This is a genomic window from Stutzerimonas stutzeri (assembly GCF_019090095.1).
GTDB classification, from domain to species: Bacteria; Pseudomonadota; Gammaproteobacteria; order Pseudomonadales; family Pseudomonadaceae; genus Stutzerimonas; species Stutzerimonas stutzeri_AN.
This window is the reverse complement of sequence record NZ_JAGQFP010000002.1, coordinates 1,938,113-1,954,377: the sequence shown is the minus strand read 5'-3', so window position 1 is coordinate 1,954,377 and position 16,265 is coordinate 1,938,113. Positions and strand designations below refer to the sequence as shown.

Sequence of the window (16,265 nt, the reverse complement as noted above, 5' to 3'; positions counted from 1 at the left end):
GCCGATGGTGGATGAAAAAAGCGTCATCCACCCTATGTAAGGGACCGCCAATGGCTTGATCGCCGACATCAGAATTCGACGCCCTTCTGCGCCTTCACGCCCGCCTTGAAGGCGTGCTTGACCAGGCTCATCTCGGTGACGGTATCCGCCGCCTCGACCAGACCCGCCGGTGCGCCGCGACCGGTGACCACCACATGCTGCAGCAGCGGCCGCGACTCGATATCGGCGAGCACCGGCTCGAGCTCCAGGTAGCCATACTTCAGGGCGATGTTCAGCTCATCCAGTATCACCAGACCGATCTGCGGATCGGCGAGCAACTCGGCTGCCACGGCCCAGGCTTCGCGCGCCTTGGCGATGTCGCGCTGGCGATCCTGGGTCTCCCAGGTGAAACCCTCGCCCATCACGTGATAGCGCACCTCGTCGGGGAAGCGGCGGAAGAAGGTCTCTTCACCCGTACTCGCCGCGCCCTTGATGAACTGCACCACCCCGACCTTGATGCCATGGCCGAGCGCCCGCGCGACCATGCCGAACGCCGAGCTGCTCTTGCCCTTGCCGTTACCCGTGTGCACCAGCAACAGGCCGTATTCGTCCTGCGCCTCGGCGATCTTCTGGTCGACGACCGCCTTTTTGCGCTGCATTCGCGCCTTGTGGCGCGCGTCGCGGTCGGGGGACTCGTTCATGCCTGAGCCTCCCCTTCACGCTTGGCCTTCCAGCCACGCAGGCCGACGAACAGCACTGCAGCCGTACCGACATACAACGCCAGGGTCGCCAGGTAATGCGGGTAATAGTGACCGATCCGCTCGGCCAGTAGCGTCAGGCTCGGTTCCGGATAGCGACCGGAGAAATAGAGGAAGCCACCGCCGGAGAACAGGTAGCACACCAAGGCGCTCGCCATCACGCACAACGCCAGCCGGGCCAGGCTGCTCGGCTGGTCGCGGTGCCAACGGGCGTAGAGCCGACCGCCCAGCCACAACGAACCGTAGGCCGGGGCGAGCATCCAGTAGGCCGGCGACATGCACCAGTCGCTTATGCCCGTCCACTGGATGGCGGCGAAATCCAGCAGCGATGCCTCGAGAAACAGCGCCGGAAAGCTCCACTTCGGCTGCAGCAGCACGCCCGCGAGAAAAAACACCGCCCAGGATGCGCTGGGCAGATTGACGCTGGCGAAGTGCTGACCGCGGGTCATCGCCATCAATGCCATTAGGGCTACTCCGACCAGCAGTTGGTGCCGCGGGGCAAGCTTGATCATTGCATGTCTCCTTCGGTAGGCGCGGGCGAGATACCCGCGCCTCGGCTCAAAGCGCCTGGTAGCGCACGGTGAGGTAGGCCGCCTGGCCCGGTTGGTTGTAGCCACGCGCGGTCTCGTAATCGGCATCCAGCAGGTTGGCGACACGTGCCTGCACTCGCCACTCGGGGCTCACGCGGTATTCGCCGCGCAGATCCAGCGTGGCGTAGCCGGCCAGCTCGTTCTGGTTGGCCAGATCGTCGTAGCGCTGCCCCTCCGCATGCAGGCTGGCACCGACGCTGAAGGCACCGAGGCGGCGATCGACATCGAGGTTGAACAATTGCTTGGCGCGGCGCGTCAGCTCATTGCCACGGTTGGCGCCAGCGGAGCGATTTTCCGGCTCCAGCAGGCTGTAATTGGCGTTCCAGTCCCAGCCCATCAACTGGCTTCCAACGACCAGCTCGACGCCACGAATGCGCGCCTCCTGCACGTTCGCCGGTCCGAAACTGCTGGCGTCGTAGGCGATCAGGTCATCGATCACCGTGCGATAGGCGTTAACGGCCCAGTGTCCCCAGCCGTGCTGTCCACCAAGCCCGATCTCGAGGCTGCGAGACGTCTCCGCTTCCAGGTTCGGGTTGCCGTAATCGGGGTAATACAGCTCGTTGAACGTCGGCGCCTTGAAGGCGCTGCCGTAGCTGATGGTGCCGCGCAGCCAGTCAGTGAAGCCGTAGCCGTAGCCGATATTGCCGGTGTCGTGCTGGCCGAATTGCTCGTTGTCGTCGTGGCGCAGCGAAACCTGCCAGTCATGACGTCCGGCCTGGCCCAAGTACTGGGCGAAGTAGCCATCGTTATCACGTGAGTCCTCGGCGTACACCGCGGTGCTGTCGACTTCGTCGTGCTGGTGATCGACGCCCAGCGTCAGGGTGTGGCCGGCCGCCAGCTCTATATCGTTCTGCCAGCTCAGGCTGTCGCGTCGGCTGTCGAAGCGTGAGTAGAAGCGCCCGTCCTGATACGCATCGGAATTGTCCTCGCTGCGCCCGGCCTGCAACGTGACGCCCCAATGATCGACCGGATTGAAGCGCGCCCGGGTACCGTACACCAGGGATTCGCCATCGGCATTGGCGCCGAAGCCCGCCGTGCGCTTGCTGTTGACGCTGTCGTAGTCGTTATGGGATTTGGCACGCAGGACGTTGGCGTCCAGCTCCAGGCCGTTGTCGAAGCGATAACCTGCGCTCAGGGTAGCGGACAGGTTGCGATAGCCGTCCGCGTCGTTCTCGTAGCCACTGGTCTGCACCGACTTGGCATTGATGCCGTCGGTATCGGAACCGCTGGCGGCCAGACTGTACCAGCCGCGACCATCACCCCCGGTCACGCCGACGCTGCCGCTGTAGCTGTCGTGAGTACCATAGCCCGCCGAGAAGAAAGGCTTGGCGCCCTCCCCTTGCCCCTTGCGCGTAAAAATCTGGATCACGCCACCGATGGCCTCCGAGCCGTACAGGCTGGACCGCGGGCCGCGAACCACTTCGATGCGCTCGATCAGCTCCAGCGGAAAGTCCTGCAGCGCGGCGCCACCGCCGGTGACCGAGCCGATCTTGACGCCATCGACGAGCACCAACACATGGTCGGACTCGCTACCGCGCATGAACAGCGAGGTGTTCTTGCCGGGCCCACCGGAGTTGGTCAACGAGACGCCCGGCACCTGCTTGAGGAGTTCGGGCACGGAGGCGGCCTGGCTCCGTTCGATCCGCTCACGGTCGAGGACAGTTACGGCCGCAAGGCTTTGTTCAACCGTCTGCGCAGTACGCGTCGCGGTGACAACCTCCTGCTGCAGGGCCAGCGGAGCGGCAGCCAACGGGCCGCCGAACAGGGGAAAACTGCCGAGCAACACACAGGTCGCTGGCTTGAAACGAGGCTTGCCAATCAAGGTTCAGGTCTCCGTCGTGCCCGCCGCACGACAACAGTCGATAAGGGCAGACGGAGAAAGCGAAGGGAGTGCAGGTACAGGCAGCCGCACCCCGATCAGCGCCCGCCGCACTGCCGTGGAAGCGACAGGCCGGTCTCCGGGCTTGCGAGCGGACGCGTTGCAGCATCCCGAAACCGCGCCTTCCCATGCCTGAAGCACAGTGGCTGTGTGCGGTTCCTGTCTCGCCTACCGTTGCGGGGGCAGCGCCGGAGTCTTCGAAAGAATGGACCGGCTTCCCTGTTTCACCCCTGGCGTTTAGCCAGCGGTACCTGAAGCAGCGCGGAGGGTAGTCGAAGGCTCTGCGCAGCGCAACCTTGAGCATTCGCAACGCCCCGACAGCAGGGTGCGAGCACCACCACTGGCATTTTGCCGGAACCGTCAGGCGTTTCTGGCCTTCGAATGCAACAATGCCCCATCCCGTTCAGCCTCGACGAGAAGACGCCCGCCCATGACGACCATCGTGCAGATATCCGACACTCACTTCGGTACCGAGCAATCCGCCGTCGTGCAAGCCATGGAAGACCATGTGCGGGAACACAGTGCCGATCTGCTGATCTTTTCCGGCGACATCACCCAGCGGGCCAGAGCCAAGCAGTTCGCCGCTGCGCAAGCGTTCGTCCAGCGGCTGCGCGGCCACGGGATCGGCGAGACCCTGGTGATCCCGGGTAACCACGACATTCCGCTGTACAACGTTTTTGCCCGTTTCCTGATGCCCTACCGAAACTACCGCCGGCACTTCGGAGACGACCTCGAACCCACCTACGAGAACGATGACGCCCTGGTCATCGGGCTCAATACCACGCACCCGCGTCGCCACAAGGATGGCCGGGTCAGCGAGGAACAGGTCGTGGCGGTGACGCAACGACTCAGGCGAACCGATCCGCACAAGCTGCGCATTGTCGTGGCGCATCAGCCGTTTGGCGCGATGGTGCTGAGCGACCTGAGCAACCTGCAGCACAACGCCGACGACGCGCTGCATCGCTGGGCTGACGAGGGGCTGGATCTGGTGATGGGCGGGCATATTCATCTGCCCTATGTGCTGCCGCTATCCAGGCAGTATCCTGGCCTGTCGCGCGAAATCTGGATGGTGCAGGCCGGCACCACGCTGTCGTCGAGGGTTCGCGGGACCTCGCCCAACTCTTTCAACCGCTTGAAGTTGCACGCGGGCAACGGCAAGACAGCCTGCGTCGAGCGCTGGGACCTGTTGGACGGCGAGTTCGTTCTCGGCTCGCACTTCAATCTGCACTGGTGAACGCCACAGCCCACCCCAACGGTTAGTGGGCTGCGGCGCCGCCAGACAGTATTTAGCCGAGCGTGCCGGCAACCGCCAGACCTGTCAGGTAGACCCCGGCGAAGCCGAGATTGAACGCGATGAACAGGTACAGGCTGTACTTCAGGTAGCTACCGAAGGTCAGCCCCGACACCTTGCTCATGGCGACGATACCTGCGGCGGAACCGATCACCAGCAACGAGCCGCCGACCCCGACCGAATACGTCAGGACCATCCACTCGGCGATTCCCATTTCCAGTCCCGACTTGAGCAATGCAGCCGTCAGCGGCACGTTGTCGATCATGGCGGACAGCACGCCCATCAGGTAGTTGGCCAGGACGGCCGGCACCTGGTCGTAGATGCGCACCAGCCCGTCGAGCACGTGAATTTCCTTGAGCATGCCGACCAGCAGGAGAATGCCCAGGAAGAACAGCAGTGTCTCGAACTCGACCTGACGCACGTATTCCAGGATCGGATCGGTCTCGATGTCGTCACTGAAAAAGCGCGCCACCAGGAACATCACCGACAGTCCGGTGAGGAAGGTCAGCACGGGTGGGATCTGGAAGAAGAAGTTGCCGGCGATGGTGCACAGGATGGTGCACAAAAAGATCAGCGCGATGGCGACATCGACCCGACGCACATCGGTGCGATGATTTTTCACCAGCACCTGCCCGCTCATGCCAAGGGACAGCATGGCCGCCAGCAGCATGACGGCCAGAAATGCCGGCAATGCCAGCAGCAGCAACTGCAGGATCTTGACCTTGCCAGCCAGAAAGATCATCAGCGTAGTGACGTCGCCAGTGATCAGCGCCACCCCGCCCGAGTTCACCGCGAAGACCACCAGGGCGGCGTACTTGATGGTCTTCTCGGCACTGAGCCGGAGCGACAGGATCAGGGTGATCGAGACCAGGGTCGCGGTGATGTTGTCCGCCAGCGAGGAGAACACGAAGCAGAACGCCGCGGTCAGGAACATCAACGCCCGCTCACTGATCTGCTTGGGCAGCAAAAGGTAGATCAGGTTTTCGATCATCCCTTTCTTGTTCAGGTACGCCACGAAAGTCATGGCCGCGACCAGGAAGATCCAGAGGCCGGCGATTTCCGCAATGTTCTCGTTGAGACTCGTCAGCACCCGCTCACGCTCGGCGCCGACAGGCGAGAAGACGAACAACAAGATCCACGCCAGGGTGCCAAAAAACAGCGTGACCTTGGCTTTGTTCACATGGGTTATTTCTTCGAGGACGACACCGAGCAGAGCGGCCACGGCAAGGCCGATCAGCACGTACTGAAGTATTTCAGGCATGGGACACCAGATGCTTAAGAGGGAACGGTTCGTGCGCGGTTAGCGCACCCGAGAAGTTGGGGCGGCGATCATAGCCAAAGTGCGACAATTCGACACCTGACCAATGTCAAACTCGTTGTATTTCCAGATATTCCGGCTCGCCGATCAGTGGCGCGGCACGAATCCGGCAGGCTTGGTGGACAGCCAGTCGACGAAGGTGCGCAAGCGCGGATCACTCAACAAGGCGTCGCGACTGTTGAAGGTGAGCGCCAATTCCTTCTCGCTGAACAGGCGATGGATCTGGTTATGACAGGGCCGGCAAACCCACAAGGTGGCGGTGATCCGCGCCTCCCTGCCGAAGCGCTTGCGCACGTAGGTCTTGCCATGCAGAGCTTTGGGGATCAGATGATGGCGAGTCAGCGGCGCCTGGCGCAGGCAGAGCTCGCAGGCGTCAGGCTGGTCCGGAAGTCGCAGAATCGGCGCCATGGGAGAGCCTCGAATCGCCAGCAGAACGCAACCGCCAGCGAGGCGTGCCACCCCTCTGGCCTGGAAGAAGCAAGAGCGCAGCGGTCCGGCATCCGACCAGGCGCAACCGCTACGGATTGCGCGCGAGGCGCTCGCTATCGAGAACGCGCTTGGCGCTGAGATAGCTTTTTTGCCAATAACGGTTGGAAAGACTATCCAGGCGTACGGTTCCGCCAGTCGATGGCGCATGGACGAAACGCCCTTCGCCCACATAGATGCCGGCATGGCTGACCTGGCGTCCGCCACTGGTGGCGAAGAACAGCAAGTCGCCGGATTTCAACGCGTCGCGCTTTACCGTCAGACCGTGCATCGCATTCATTTCACGAGTGGTTCGCGGTAGCGCGACGCCTGCCGCACCGCGGTAGACATAGCCGATCAACCCGCTGCAATCGAAGCCACCGTCGGGTGTATTGCCGCCGTAGCGATAAGGGGTGCCGACCAGCCCCAAGGCGGTGAACAGCACATCTTCGGCGGTTCCGGAATACTGCTGCACCGGCCGGGGCGCGACGACCGTCGGCTCGACCGGCGCCCTGCTGGAACAAGCGGTTACCAGAACGGCGGTCACCAAGACGGTCAGGAATCGGGCCAGAAGAAGCATGACAGAGCGGTCCAGGCAAATGAGCCATCACTCTGCCGGCATGCGTTTGCGGATGCAAGCCCGGCGCAGCGTTGTTTCAGCGGTCAGTGATGAGTGGGCACGGCACTGGAATCGTGGGCAAGCGCCAGAATCCGCTTGGCCTGTATGAAGCTGGAACGCCAGTAGGCCTCGTCCAGGCTATCGACACGCACGCCGCCACTGCGGCGGCTGGCCGAGTGGATGAACTGGTCATTGCCGATGTAGATGCCGGCGTGAGTGACCCGCCCGCGGCCACGATTGTTGAAGAACACCACGTCGCCTGGCTCGAGATCCCTGCGCGCGACCTTGGGTGCGTCCAGATTGATCATCTCGCGGGTCGAGCGCGGCAGGTCGATGCCAGCTTCCTTGCGGAACAGGAAGCCCACGAAGCCGCTACAGTCAAAGCCTGTCTTGGTCGAACTGCCACCGTAGCGATATGGGGTGCCAACCAGCTTGAAGCCGAGCTCCAGCACGCTGTCGGCCAGCGCGGGGAGTTCGTAGCTTTGTTCGTCAGCGAGCTCTCGCAGCTGTTGTTCGGTAGGCTCGCTGGAATCGGCTTGGGCATCGGTCTCCGCGTCCGGCAGCTCGGCAGGGAAACTGAAGGCGAAACCCTTCGGGACGATTGGGGCTTCGGTCTGCTCGGGCTGACTGACGCAGGCGGTCAACAACAGAACGAGCGATACGGGCAGCAGTGATGTAAGGCTTCGTCGCATAACACGGGACGTCGGGAAGTCGAAGTGGCGGAACTATGCCTGCTGTCGTATCGATGAGCAAATTCAATTGCCCAAAATGTGACGAATGAGGTGCGGCAAAACGTCAGCGGCGGCCCCGGCGATATGTAGATCGACCAAAAGCGACAATTCGCTGGCACTGGGGTCGATCTGAGCCGTAAATCCGCCGCTGTTTCGCACCTGCAACAGGGGCTCGACGATATAGGCGAAACTGGCAGAGGTGCCGATCGCGACCGCCGCATCGAAGCCTGTCTGCAGCTCGCTCTGCAAACGAGCCAGCGCTTGCTGCGGCAACATCTCCTCGAACAACACCACGGGCGGTCGAAGCACGCCGCGACAGTGGGCGCAACGTGGCGGCAGCGACGTCGACAGATGCTCTGCCAATTCGGCGCTTTCCCGGCCGCAGCTCATGCAGAACAAGGGTGCAAGCGTGCCGTGAATCTCGATCAGGCGCTGCGCGGGGCTTCCGGCCGCGCGGTGATAGCCGTCCACATTTTGGGTCAGGACCCAGCAACCTGGCTTCCGGTTCTGCAGTTCGGCGATCGCCACGTGTCCGGCGTTGGGTTGTCCGGCCAGGCAGGCGCGCCCGATCTCGGCGAGGTATTTCCAGCACAACCCTGGATCGCGCTCAAGCATGGGCCCGGACAGCGCCATCTCGATCGGCAGACCCTCTTCGGTGCGCCCGTTGTAAAGCCCGCCAACGCCCCGATAGGTCGGCAGGCCGGAATCGGCGGAAAGCCCGGCGCCGGTGATAAAGAGAATGCGTTCGGCTTGCCGTAGCGCTTCGGCCGCCCGTTGCACCGCGCTGCTCATCGTTACGCCTCCTCTTTCGCGTGGCGGTCTCGAAGCACAAGCCCCCTTGAGGGAGCCAAGCGACGAACACTTCGATGCATACGCTGCGCCTCAGTGATTGACGGTGAACGCCAGCATGGCCGACAGCTGGCACATCGGCCGGCCACTCTCGTGATGCCACTGGTTGAATGCAGCCTGCACCGCCGCTTGGTCACGCTGACTGCTGGGAACCTTGTCGACGATTTCTTGCGCCTTGAGCGCGGCGACGACATCGTTGCTGGGAATGAAGGTGTCCTTGCCGGCCATCCGCAGCAGGCGTGGCGCCGAGAGGCCGCCGAGCTGGCTGCCCTTCTTGGCGAGATAGCGCCATAGCCCAACGATATCGGTCACCGGCCAGTCAGCGATCAAGTTGCCGAAACTGCCGTGCTCCTTCGCCACGTCGAGGACGAACTGCGCGTTGCGCGGCACGCTCTTGAGCTTGCCCAGGTGGCGAATGATGCGCGGGTCCTGCATCAGCCGCTCGATATGCTCACCGCCCATGAGCACCAGCTTCTCCGGGTCGAAGCGGAAGAACACCTCCTCGAAGGCCGGCCATTTGGCATCCACCAGGCTGTGCTTGAGCCCCGCCCGGAAGATTCGAAGACTGATCAACGAGAGATAGCGATCGTCGGGAATGGCCCGCAGTTCGTCGGCGGTGTTCGGCCTGGGCAGCCGGTTTTCCAGGGCCGACGCCGAACCAAAACGGTTGAGGCAGTATTCGTGCAGCCATTTGTAGTCACGCATGTGGGCGCTCAAACCTCGATCGAAACGAACCCCATAGGGTGCCCGCCACGGCCCCGGGACGGCAAGCCCGACCGTCACTGTCGGGCTCGGTCAAGTTAGCGGCGCAGCCGGTCTGCGGCCTGACGCAGCGCCTGCGCGGTAGCCTTCCAGCCCAGGCAGCCATCGGTCACCGATACGCCATAGCGCAACTCACCGGACAGTGGCTGACACCCGTCGAACAGATGGCTTTCGAGCATGACCCCGCGCAGGCTGGACTCGCCCGCCAGGCGCTGATCGATCACCGAGTCGAGCACGTCCGGCTGGCGGCGCGGGTCCTTGCCGCTGTTGGCATGACTGCAATCGACCATGATCCGCGGCGCGATACCCTGGCGTTGCAATGCGGCCCGCGCGATCGCAACGCTTTGCGGATCGTGATTCGGGCCGGCGTGCCCGCCACGCAGCACCAGGTGAACGTCCGGGTTGCCACGGGTCTGCAACAGGGCCGGGTGGCCGAGATCATCGATGCCAAAGTGACGATGCGCGTGCTCGGCCGACCGCATGGCATCGCAAGCGACCCCCAGGCTGCCGTCGGTGCCGTTCTTGAAGCCTACCGGCAGATCCAAGCCACTGACCAGCTCGCGATGGATCTGCGATTCACTGGTTCGTGCGCCGATCGCCGCCCAGCCCAACAGATCATCGAAATAGCCCGCTGCCAGCGGCTGGAGCAGTTCGGTCGCGATCGGCAGGCCACGCTCGAGAATATCCAGCATCAACCGCCGCGACAGGTGCAGCCCCTCGGCCATGTCGCCGCTACCGTCGAGATGAGGGTCGTAGACCAGCCCTTTCCAGCCGATGGTCGTGCGTGGTTTTTCGACATAAGCGCGCATGACCAGCAGTAATTGATCGTCGACCTGAGGCGCCAGCTCGGCAAGGCGCTCGGCGTATTCAAGCGCAGCGGCCGGATCGTGCAGCGAACAGGGTCCGACCACGACCAGCAGGCGCGGGTCGCGGCCGTCGAGGATGGCGCGAATAGCGTCGCGATCGGTCTGGATGCGGTCAGCAAGAATGGCGTCAAGAGGCAGGCGCTGGCGCAAGACGGCGGGGCTGGGCAGGGGTTGAGCGCTGCGTCGGGCAGGGCTGGCAACGGGGGTATCGATGGCACGGGAAGCGGAAGTGGATGCGTTCATGATCTGGCGGTCCTGTGGCCGGCGCGGCGGTCTGCCGCGTCGGCGCTAGCGAAGTGTTCGGTCTATGGGTGTCGGTGCGGCGGCACAGAAGCGGCTAAATCGCCAGTCATAGTGGTAGGTGCGGTCATCGTTGCGGTAGCGGTACATGCTGTTGTCCTCGGTGCGAGTGGCCTGTTAAGGCCAAAAAAAACAAAACCCCCGGTCGGGTGGCCGACCGGGGGTTCGAAAACTGCTCTGGTGGCGACCCTGCTTGCTAGGGCGCCTGTGGGTATCAGGCGCGCCTGTGGCTAAACCAATACCCAAAGTAATAACCGTCAGCGGCGATCACCTGCCCACGCAACGACGCGGCGCGCACGGCACCGGCGTTTACATGAGAAAGGGAAGCGAGGCTGAGGGTCATAGCGAACTCCTGAATGGCATTCACCATACTGTGGCGAGCGGCAAGCCGCAAGCTCGGCTTGCCACTGCCCTTACAGGCTCATCACGTCGACAAAACGCGGCGTGGCATCGTTGTCGATGCGCAGGCTGGCGAAGTCGAAGAGGTTGCGGTCAGCCAATTGCGAGGGCACCACATTCTGCAGCGCGCGGAACATGATCTCGACGCGACCCGGCGACTTGCGCTCCCACTCCTGCAGCATCTCCTTGACTACCTGGCGCTGCAGGTTCTCCTGCGAGCCACAGAGGTTGCAGGGGATGATCGGGAATGCCTTCATCTGCGAATAGGCTTCGATGTCGGCTTCGCTGCAATAGGCCAGCGGGCGAATCACCACGTTACGGCCATCATCGGAGAGCAGCTTGGGCGGCATGGCCTTGAGCGTGCCGCCGTAGAACATGTTGAGGAAGAAGGTTTCGAGGATATCGTCGCGATGGTGCCCTAGGGCCATCTTGGTCGCGCCGATTTCGTCAGCAAAGGTATAGAGCGTGCCGCGACGCAGGCGCGAGCACAGCGAACAGGTGGTCTTGCCTTCCGGGATCTTCTCCTTGACCACCGAGTAGGTGTCCTTCTCGACGATGTGATACTCGACGCCGATCGATTCGAGGTAGGCCGGCAGCACGTGCTCGGGGAAGCCCGGCTGCTTCTGGTCCATGTTGACCGCGACGATTTCGAACTTGATGGGCGCGACCTTCTGCAGGTACAGCAGGACGTCGAGCATGGTGTAGCTGTCCTTGCCGCCGGACAGGCAAACCATGACCTTGTCGCCCTCTTCGATCATGTTGAAATCGGTGACCGCCTCGCCGGCAAGGCGGCGCAGGCGCTTCTGCAGTTTGTTCTGGTTGACCGAAAGGTTGCCCATGTCTGGTGTCCGGGTGAGATGCGAAAGGCGGGCATTTTACGCGCAAAGCACGGCGCGCCCCACCCCATCGATCCGGCTCTTTGCACTGCTGGCCCTGTGCTAGGCTAGCGCACATGAACGAAGACCTCGAACCACAGATGGATCTGGCCGAGCAGATATTCGTATTGCTGCGAGAACAGCCGGAGGGCTGCAGCGAATACCAGCTGATTCAGCAGCTCAAGGCCCGCCACAGCACGCACATCCCCAACCTGCCGTTACTCGACAAGCTGGTGCTGTATCGCACGCATTTTCTGGTCTTCAACGCGCTATACCGGCTTCGCGATCAGTTGTGGGGCGAAGCCAGCCACAGCCTGCAGATCTCTCCGCTGAGCATAAGCCTGCAGCCCTACGTAGCCGGCGCCAGTGGCATCGTCGAAAACGATCCGCTGCGCGAGTACTACCTGGACATGAGCAACCTGCGCGATACCGACGAGGCGGAAGTGGAACGCCTGCTGGCCAGCTTCTGGTCGAGGATGCGCGGCGATCAGGTCGAGACGAGTGGCGGCTGGGACCCGGAACAGAAACGCGCAGCCCTGGAACTGTTCGAGCTGGATCGCGACGCCGCGTCGTTGACGCTGCACGTCATCAAACGCCGCTATCGCCAGTTGGTCAGCATTCATCATCCGGATCGGGGCGGCAGTACGGCGCGGCTGCAATCGATCAATCTGGCAATGGAAATATTGGAACGCTATTACCGCTGACCCGATAGCTTCCAATTGCTCTAACCGACCCCGGTGCGCTGTATCGCCGAGTTCCTATACTGCGACTTAAGGTCGCACGCCCGTCCAACTGACGGCACGCCAGGCGAAGCGACCCTCCAAGACTGAGGAGACGCTGGCATGATCAATCACGTTTGGGGACTCTTTGCTCACCCTGGCCAGGAATGGCAGGAAATCACTGGAGAAGAACGCAAGGTTGGCCACCTGCACCTCGGAGAGGTCATGGTGCTGGCAGCAATACCCGCCATATCGGCATTCATTGGCACTACCCAGGTCGGTTGGAGCATCGGCGGCGGCGAAGCGGTGAAGCTTACCGAAGGCAGCGCAATGCAACTCACCCTGCTCTCCTACCTCGCGATGCTCGCGGGCGTCGCGGTCATGGGTGCTTTCATTCACTGGATGTCACGCACCTACGATGCCAGCCCGACCCTGGTGCAGTGCATCGTGTTCGCGGCCTACACGGCTACGCCGCTGTTCGTCGGCGGGCTGGCGGCGCTCTATCCGCACATCTGGCTGGGGATGATCGTCGGTACGGCGGCCATCTGCTATACCGCTTATCTGCTCTATGTCGGCTTACCGACGTTCATGAACATCCCATCGGATGAGGGCTTTCTGTTCTCAAGCTCGATTCTGGCGGTCGGCCTGGTCGTCCTGGTCGCCATCATTGCGCTGTCGGTGATCATGTGGGGGATGGGCGTCGGCCCGATGTACGTCCGCTAACCTAGCCGTCTCTCTTTGCCGCCGGCGTGATCGCTCACGCCGGCTTTTCTTTGCGCGCGGGCAATTCATACGGTGGTTCACCTCTCCCGGCCACGACAGAGATGGGCGTCGCGTTGCGCCCAGCAGCCAGCCAACGGTCATGGTTTTGAATCCCTATCGAGCGTGAGCGTCTATATCAGCAATAACAGCGCTCAAGCATCGGCCTCAGGAGGCTCCCATGACCCCAGAATTCATCAGCTTGTTCACCCGGCCGGATCGCGCCTGGGAAACCATTCGCCAGAAAGAGGACGCCCATAGCCTGCACTACCTGATGCACCTGCTGTCGCTGGCCTTGATTCCCAGCGTCTGCCTGTTCATCGGGGTTACGTTGGTGGGCTGGAGCCTGGTGGATGCGGAGCGGGTCAGACTCGATTTCGCCAGTGCCTTTCAACTGTGCCTGCTGTTGTACGTCACCATCGTCATCGGCACGGCCATCATGGGCGTCTTCGTACACTGGATGGCGCGCGCCTTCGATGTGCGTCCGAACCTGAACCAGTGCATCGGCTTCGTCGCGTACGTGATCACGCCATTTCTCGTCGCCGGTGTAACCGGCCTGTACCCGAATCGCTGGTTTGCTGCCATCGTCCTGCTGATCGCCGGCATCTACTCCACCTACCTCCTGTTCACTGGCCTGCCCGCCTTCATGCGCCAGCGGCACTCGCAGAGTTTTCTGTACGCCAGCTCGATCTGGGGCGTCGCGTTGCTCGTGCTGGTGTCCGTGCTGGTCAGCATGATCTCGTTTTGGACGTTTTCGCTCGAACCGAACTACGAGCGGACCGTGCAGCAGAACCAGAGCTACGGTATCCAGGAGGAGCGTCCGCAGGAGGAACCCGGCAGTCGCTGAATGGTTGTCAGGCTGGCGCGTTGGGGCATAATTCCGGGCTTCTTCGGAGGCCCTATGCCCGAACAGCTTCACGCCCGTGTTGAGGCCTGCTACCAACTGGCTGAAACCTTTTTCAATCGACGCTTCGAACGCCCGCAAATCAGCTTCAAGCTACGCGGGCAGAAAGCCGGCGTCGCGCACCTCCATTCCAACCTGTTGCGGTTCAACGCCCAGCTGTACCGAGAAAATCGCGAGCACTTCCTCAAGCAGACCGTCGCTCACGAAGTGGCCCACCTGGTCGCGCATCAGATGTTCGGTGGCGGGATTCGGCCGCATGGCGAGGAGTGGCAACTGATAATGCGCGGCGTCTACGAGCTGGTGCCTGATCGCTGCCATACCTATGAAGTCAGCCGTCGCCCGGTCAGTCGCTATATCTACCGCTGTGCCTGCAGCGGTCAGGATTTTCCCTTCACCGCGCAGCGGCATGCACTGGTGCGTAAAGGACGGCGTTATTTCTGTCGTAGCTGCCGTACGACGCTGGTGTTCAGCGGCGAGCATCGGCTCGAATAGCTCAGTCGCCGCTCACAGGGATCGGGCCCGCCAGGCGGCAACTACGAACAACGCTGCGAGCACCGCCATCAGCGGCAGCCAGCCGGCCTGTTCCCAGACATAGCCCGCGGCATAGCCCACCACGCTGGACCCCAGGTAGTAGGCACACAGATACAGCGCCGAAGCCTGCGCCTTGGCCCCCTTGGCATGAATGCCGACCTGCCCGCTGGCTACCGCGTGCGCGGCGAAGAAACCCAGCGTGAACAACCCCAGACCGATGACGATAGCCACCAACCACGGGGTGGCGCACAACCCAACTCCTAGCAGCATCAGACCGACACCCGCCTGGAGTACGGTCCTGGCCCCGAATCGCGGTACCAGACGCCCTGCCCAACCGGCACTGAAGATGCCGGCCAGATAGACGACGAACAGCAAGCCGATCACCGTCGATGACAGGCTGAACGGCGCCGCCGCCAGGCGGAAGCCGATGTAATTGAACAGGGCAACGAAGCCACCCATCAGCAGAAACGCCTGCAGGAACAGTGCGCGCAGAACGGGATTGCTCAGATGTCGAGCGAAGTTGGCGAGCAGCCCTTGCAGCGATAAGGGTTGCGCCTTGAAATGCCGCGAGGGCGGCAGCAACCAGACGAACGAACCAAGTGCCACCATCCCGAGGCCGGCAATCCCGCCCAGGGCGAGTTGCCAGCCGCCGATATCGCTCAGCAGCCCGGACAACAACCGCCCCAACAGCCCGCCGAGCGCCGTCCCGCCGATGTACAAGCCCATCGCGGCAGGAAGCGATTCGGGATCGAATTCCTCGCCGACATAAGCCATCGCCAGGGCAGGCAATCCGCTGAGCGCGAGCCCCAGCAGCGCCCTCAGCACCAGCAGCAGCGTCCAGGATTCCACCGCGGCGCAGGCCACTCCAAGCAGGCAGGCCAACCCCAACGCAAGCCCCATGACCCGTTTGCGCCCCCAGCTCTCCGCCAGACCACCGGAGACCAGCAGGCACACGGCGAGGGACAAGGTGGTCAATGACAACGCCAGGCTGCTGCTGGCCGCCGAAACCGAGAAATGCGAGGCCAGCAAGGGCAGCAGCGGCTGCACACAATAAAGGATGGCGAAGGTAGCGAAACCGGCACAGAACAACGCCAGCGTTGCCCGGCGATAGGCGGGCGTTCCGCGCTTGAGGTGGGCGCCATCGAGCGAATCAGTCGACATACGGTTACTCCGATGCCCCTACCGGTGTATGAGGCCCGAAAAAAAAGCGGCGCAGGTTAGCACAGCCACCGCGCGCCGCAGCCGTCGATAACCAATGGCCTGTGCCGACCGCCGCCCGGCGCGTCGTTTGGGGTCGAGCGACGACCACCCGGCGGATTGATCATAAGTTCCGCCACATTGCTTGAGCCAAATCAATGGAACTGCACGATTTGCTTATAACCTTAAGTTTAGTAGACGAATGACTTTGATTAAGCCGTTTGTGCTTCCTAGACTTCCGGCAACAGTCGGAGAGACAAGGTGAACGCAGTGCCCCATGACACCGACCAGAAACCCATAGGCAAGCCGGAAGAAACGAGGCTGTTCGTTTTCTTGCTGGTCTTTCTGTTCCCCATCCTGAGCGTCGCGATCGTGGCCGGCTATGGCTTCATCGTGTGGTTCAGCCAGCTGTTGTTCTTCGGTCCGCCAGGCCCACCGAGTTGACACCCAGCTCTTAACGCCACGACCCGATCG

At 62.5% G+C, this 16,265-nt stretch carries 19 protein-coding genes and 1 riboswitch; of the genes, 6 read left to right on the top strand and 13 right to left on the bottom strand.

Annotated elements, in window-relative coordinates:
* Positions 1-68 precede the first annotated feature (68 nt).
* Genes cobO through btuB form a run of 3 tightly spaced genes read right to left on the bottom strand, consistent with a single transcriptional unit; the run spans position 69 to position 3,149 of the window.
* Positions 69-680: a cob(I)yrinic acid a,c-diamide adenosyltransferase gene (cobO, locus tag KVO92_RS18765; RefSeq protein ID WP_217477025.1), complete on the bottom strand. Its 612-nt coding sequence runs from the start codon at positions 678-680 to the stop codon at positions 69-71.
* Positions 677-1,249, bottom strand: coding sequence for a hypothetical protein (locus tag KVO92_RS18760; protein ID WP_217477024.1), 573 nt, complete (start codon positions 1,247-1,249; stop codon positions 677-679). The genes cobO and KVO92_RS18760 overlap by 4 nt, the downstream gene beginning before the upstream one ends.
* A gap of 46 nt (positions 1,250-1,295) precedes the next feature.
* The gene (gene btuB, locus KVO92_RS18755; RefSeq protein WP_217477023.1) at positions 1,296-3,149 is read right to left on the bottom strand and encodes a TonB-dependent vitamin B12 receptor; all 1,854 of its coding nucleotides are present in this window, start codon (positions 3,147-3,149) and stop codon (positions 1,296-1,298) included.
* A gap of 110 nt (positions 3,150-3,259) precedes the next feature.
* Positions 3,260-3,476, bottom strand: a riboswitch (cobalamin riboswitch).
* A gap of 160 nt (positions 3,477-3,636) precedes the next feature.
* Here btuB and KVO92_RS18750 point away from each other — a divergent pair.
* Positions 3,637-4,440: a metallophosphoesterase family protein gene (locus KVO92_RS18750; RefSeq protein ID WP_217477022.1), complete on the top strand. Its 804-nt coding sequence runs from the start codon at positions 3,637-3,639 to the stop codon at positions 4,438-4,440.
* A gap of 52 nt (positions 4,441-4,492) precedes the next feature.
* Here KVO92_RS18750 and nhaD read toward each other — a convergent pair whose 3' ends face one another.
* The 9 genes from nhaD to ttcA form a co-directional block, all read right to left on the bottom strand.
* On the bottom strand, positions 4,493-5,758 hold the full coding sequence (nhaD, locus tag KVO92_RS18745) for a sodium:proton antiporter NhaD (protein ID WP_217477021.1): 1,266 nt from the start codon (positions 5,756-5,758) through the stop codon (positions 4,493-4,495).
* Positions 5,759-5,902: 144 nt separating this feature from the next.
* Complete coding sequence (locus KVO92_RS18740) at positions 5,903-6,223, bottom strand: hypothetical protein (RefSeq protein WP_217477020.1); 321 nt, start codon at positions 6,221-6,223, stop codon at positions 5,903-5,905.
* Between the two features lie 109 nt (positions 6,224-6,332).
* On the bottom strand, positions 6,333-6,860 hold the full coding sequence (locus tag KVO92_RS18735) for a C40 family peptidase (RefSeq protein WP_217477019.1): 528 nt from the start codon (positions 6,858-6,860) through the stop codon (positions 6,333-6,335).
* An 83-nt stretch (positions 6,861-6,943) separates the two neighbouring features.
* Positions 6,944-7,591: a C40 family peptidase gene (locus KVO92_RS18730; protein ID WP_217477018.1), complete on the bottom strand. Its 648-nt coding sequence runs from the start codon at positions 7,589-7,591 to the stop codon at positions 6,944-6,946.
* A gap of 63 nt (positions 7,592-7,654) precedes the next feature.
* Entirely contained in the window at positions 7,655-8,422 is a 768-nt protein-coding gene (locus KVO92_RS18725) for an NAD-dependent deacylase (RefSeq protein ID WP_217477017.1), read from the bottom strand.
* Between the two features lie 90 nt (positions 8,423-8,512).
* Entirely contained in the window at positions 8,513-9,184 is a 672-nt protein-coding gene (locus tag KVO92_RS18720) for a DNA-3-methyladenine glycosylase I (RefSeq protein ID WP_217477016.1), read from the bottom strand.
* A gap of 95 nt (positions 9,185-9,279) precedes the next feature.
* On the bottom strand, positions 9,280-10,350 hold the full coding sequence (locus KVO92_RS18715; protein ID WP_217477015.1) for a 3-deoxy-7-phosphoheptulonate synthase: 1,071 nt from the start codon (positions 10,348-10,350) through the stop codon (positions 9,280-9,282).
* Positions 10,351-10,621: 271 nt separating this feature from the next.
* Positions 10,622-10,750 (bottom strand): hypothetical protein, encoded by a 129-nt coding sequence (locus KVO92_RS22815; protein ID WP_272876520.1) that lies wholly within the window; start codon positions 10,748-10,750, stop codon positions 10,622-10,624.
* 70 nt (positions 10,751-10,820) lie between these two features.
* Positions 10,821-11,645 carry a tRNA 2-thiocytidine(32) synthetase TtcA gene (ttcA, locus tag KVO92_RS18710; RefSeq protein WP_217477014.1) on the bottom strand — a complete coding sequence of 275 codons (825 nt, stop codon included), beginning with the start codon at positions 11,643-11,645 and terminating at the stop codon, positions 10,821-10,823.
* A 113-nt stretch (positions 11,646-11,758) separates the two neighbouring features.
* Here ttcA and KVO92_RS18705 point away from each other — a divergent pair, with 113 nt between their 5' ends.
* The 4 genes from KVO92_RS18705 to KVO92_RS18690 all read left to right on the top strand — a co-directional run bounded on the left by KVO92_RS18705 (position 11,759) and on the right by KVO92_RS18690 (position 14,555).
* Entirely contained in the window at positions 11,759-12,385 is a 627-nt protein-coding gene (locus KVO92_RS18705; protein ID WP_217477013.1) for a DNA-J related domain-containing protein, read from the top strand.
* A gap of 138 nt (positions 12,386-12,523) precedes the next feature.
* A complete protein-coding gene (locus tag KVO92_RS18700; protein ID WP_217477012.1) occupies positions 12,524-13,123 on the top strand; it encodes a Yip1 family protein in 600 nt (199 codons plus the stop codon).
* A gap of 217 nt (positions 13,124-13,340) precedes the next feature.
* Positions 13,341-14,006, top strand: coding sequence for a Yip1 family protein (locus KVO92_RS18695; protein ID WP_217477011.1), 666 nt, complete (start codon positions 13,341-13,343; stop codon positions 14,004-14,006).
* A 54-nt stretch (positions 14,007-14,060) separates the two neighbouring features.
* Entirely contained in the window at positions 14,061-14,555 is a 495-nt protein-coding gene (locus tag KVO92_RS18690) for a SprT family zinc-dependent metalloprotease (protein WP_217477010.1), read from the top strand.
* 12 nt (positions 14,556-14,567) lie between these two features.
* Here KVO92_RS18690 and KVO92_RS18685 read toward each other — a convergent pair whose 3' ends face one another.
* On the bottom strand, positions 14,568-15,755 hold the full coding sequence (locus KVO92_RS18685; RefSeq protein ID WP_217477009.1) for an MFS transporter: 1,188 nt from the start codon (positions 15,753-15,755) through the stop codon (positions 14,568-14,570).
* A 306-nt stretch (positions 15,756-16,061) separates the two neighbouring features.
* Between KVO92_RS18685 and KVO92_RS18680 the strand changes: the two genes are divergently transcribed.
* A complete protein-coding gene (locus KVO92_RS18680; RefSeq protein ID WP_217477304.1) occupies positions 16,062-16,235 on the top strand; it encodes a periplasmic nitrate reductase, NapE protein in 174 nt (57 codons plus the stop codon).
* Positions 16,236-16,265: the final 30 nt, after the last annotated feature.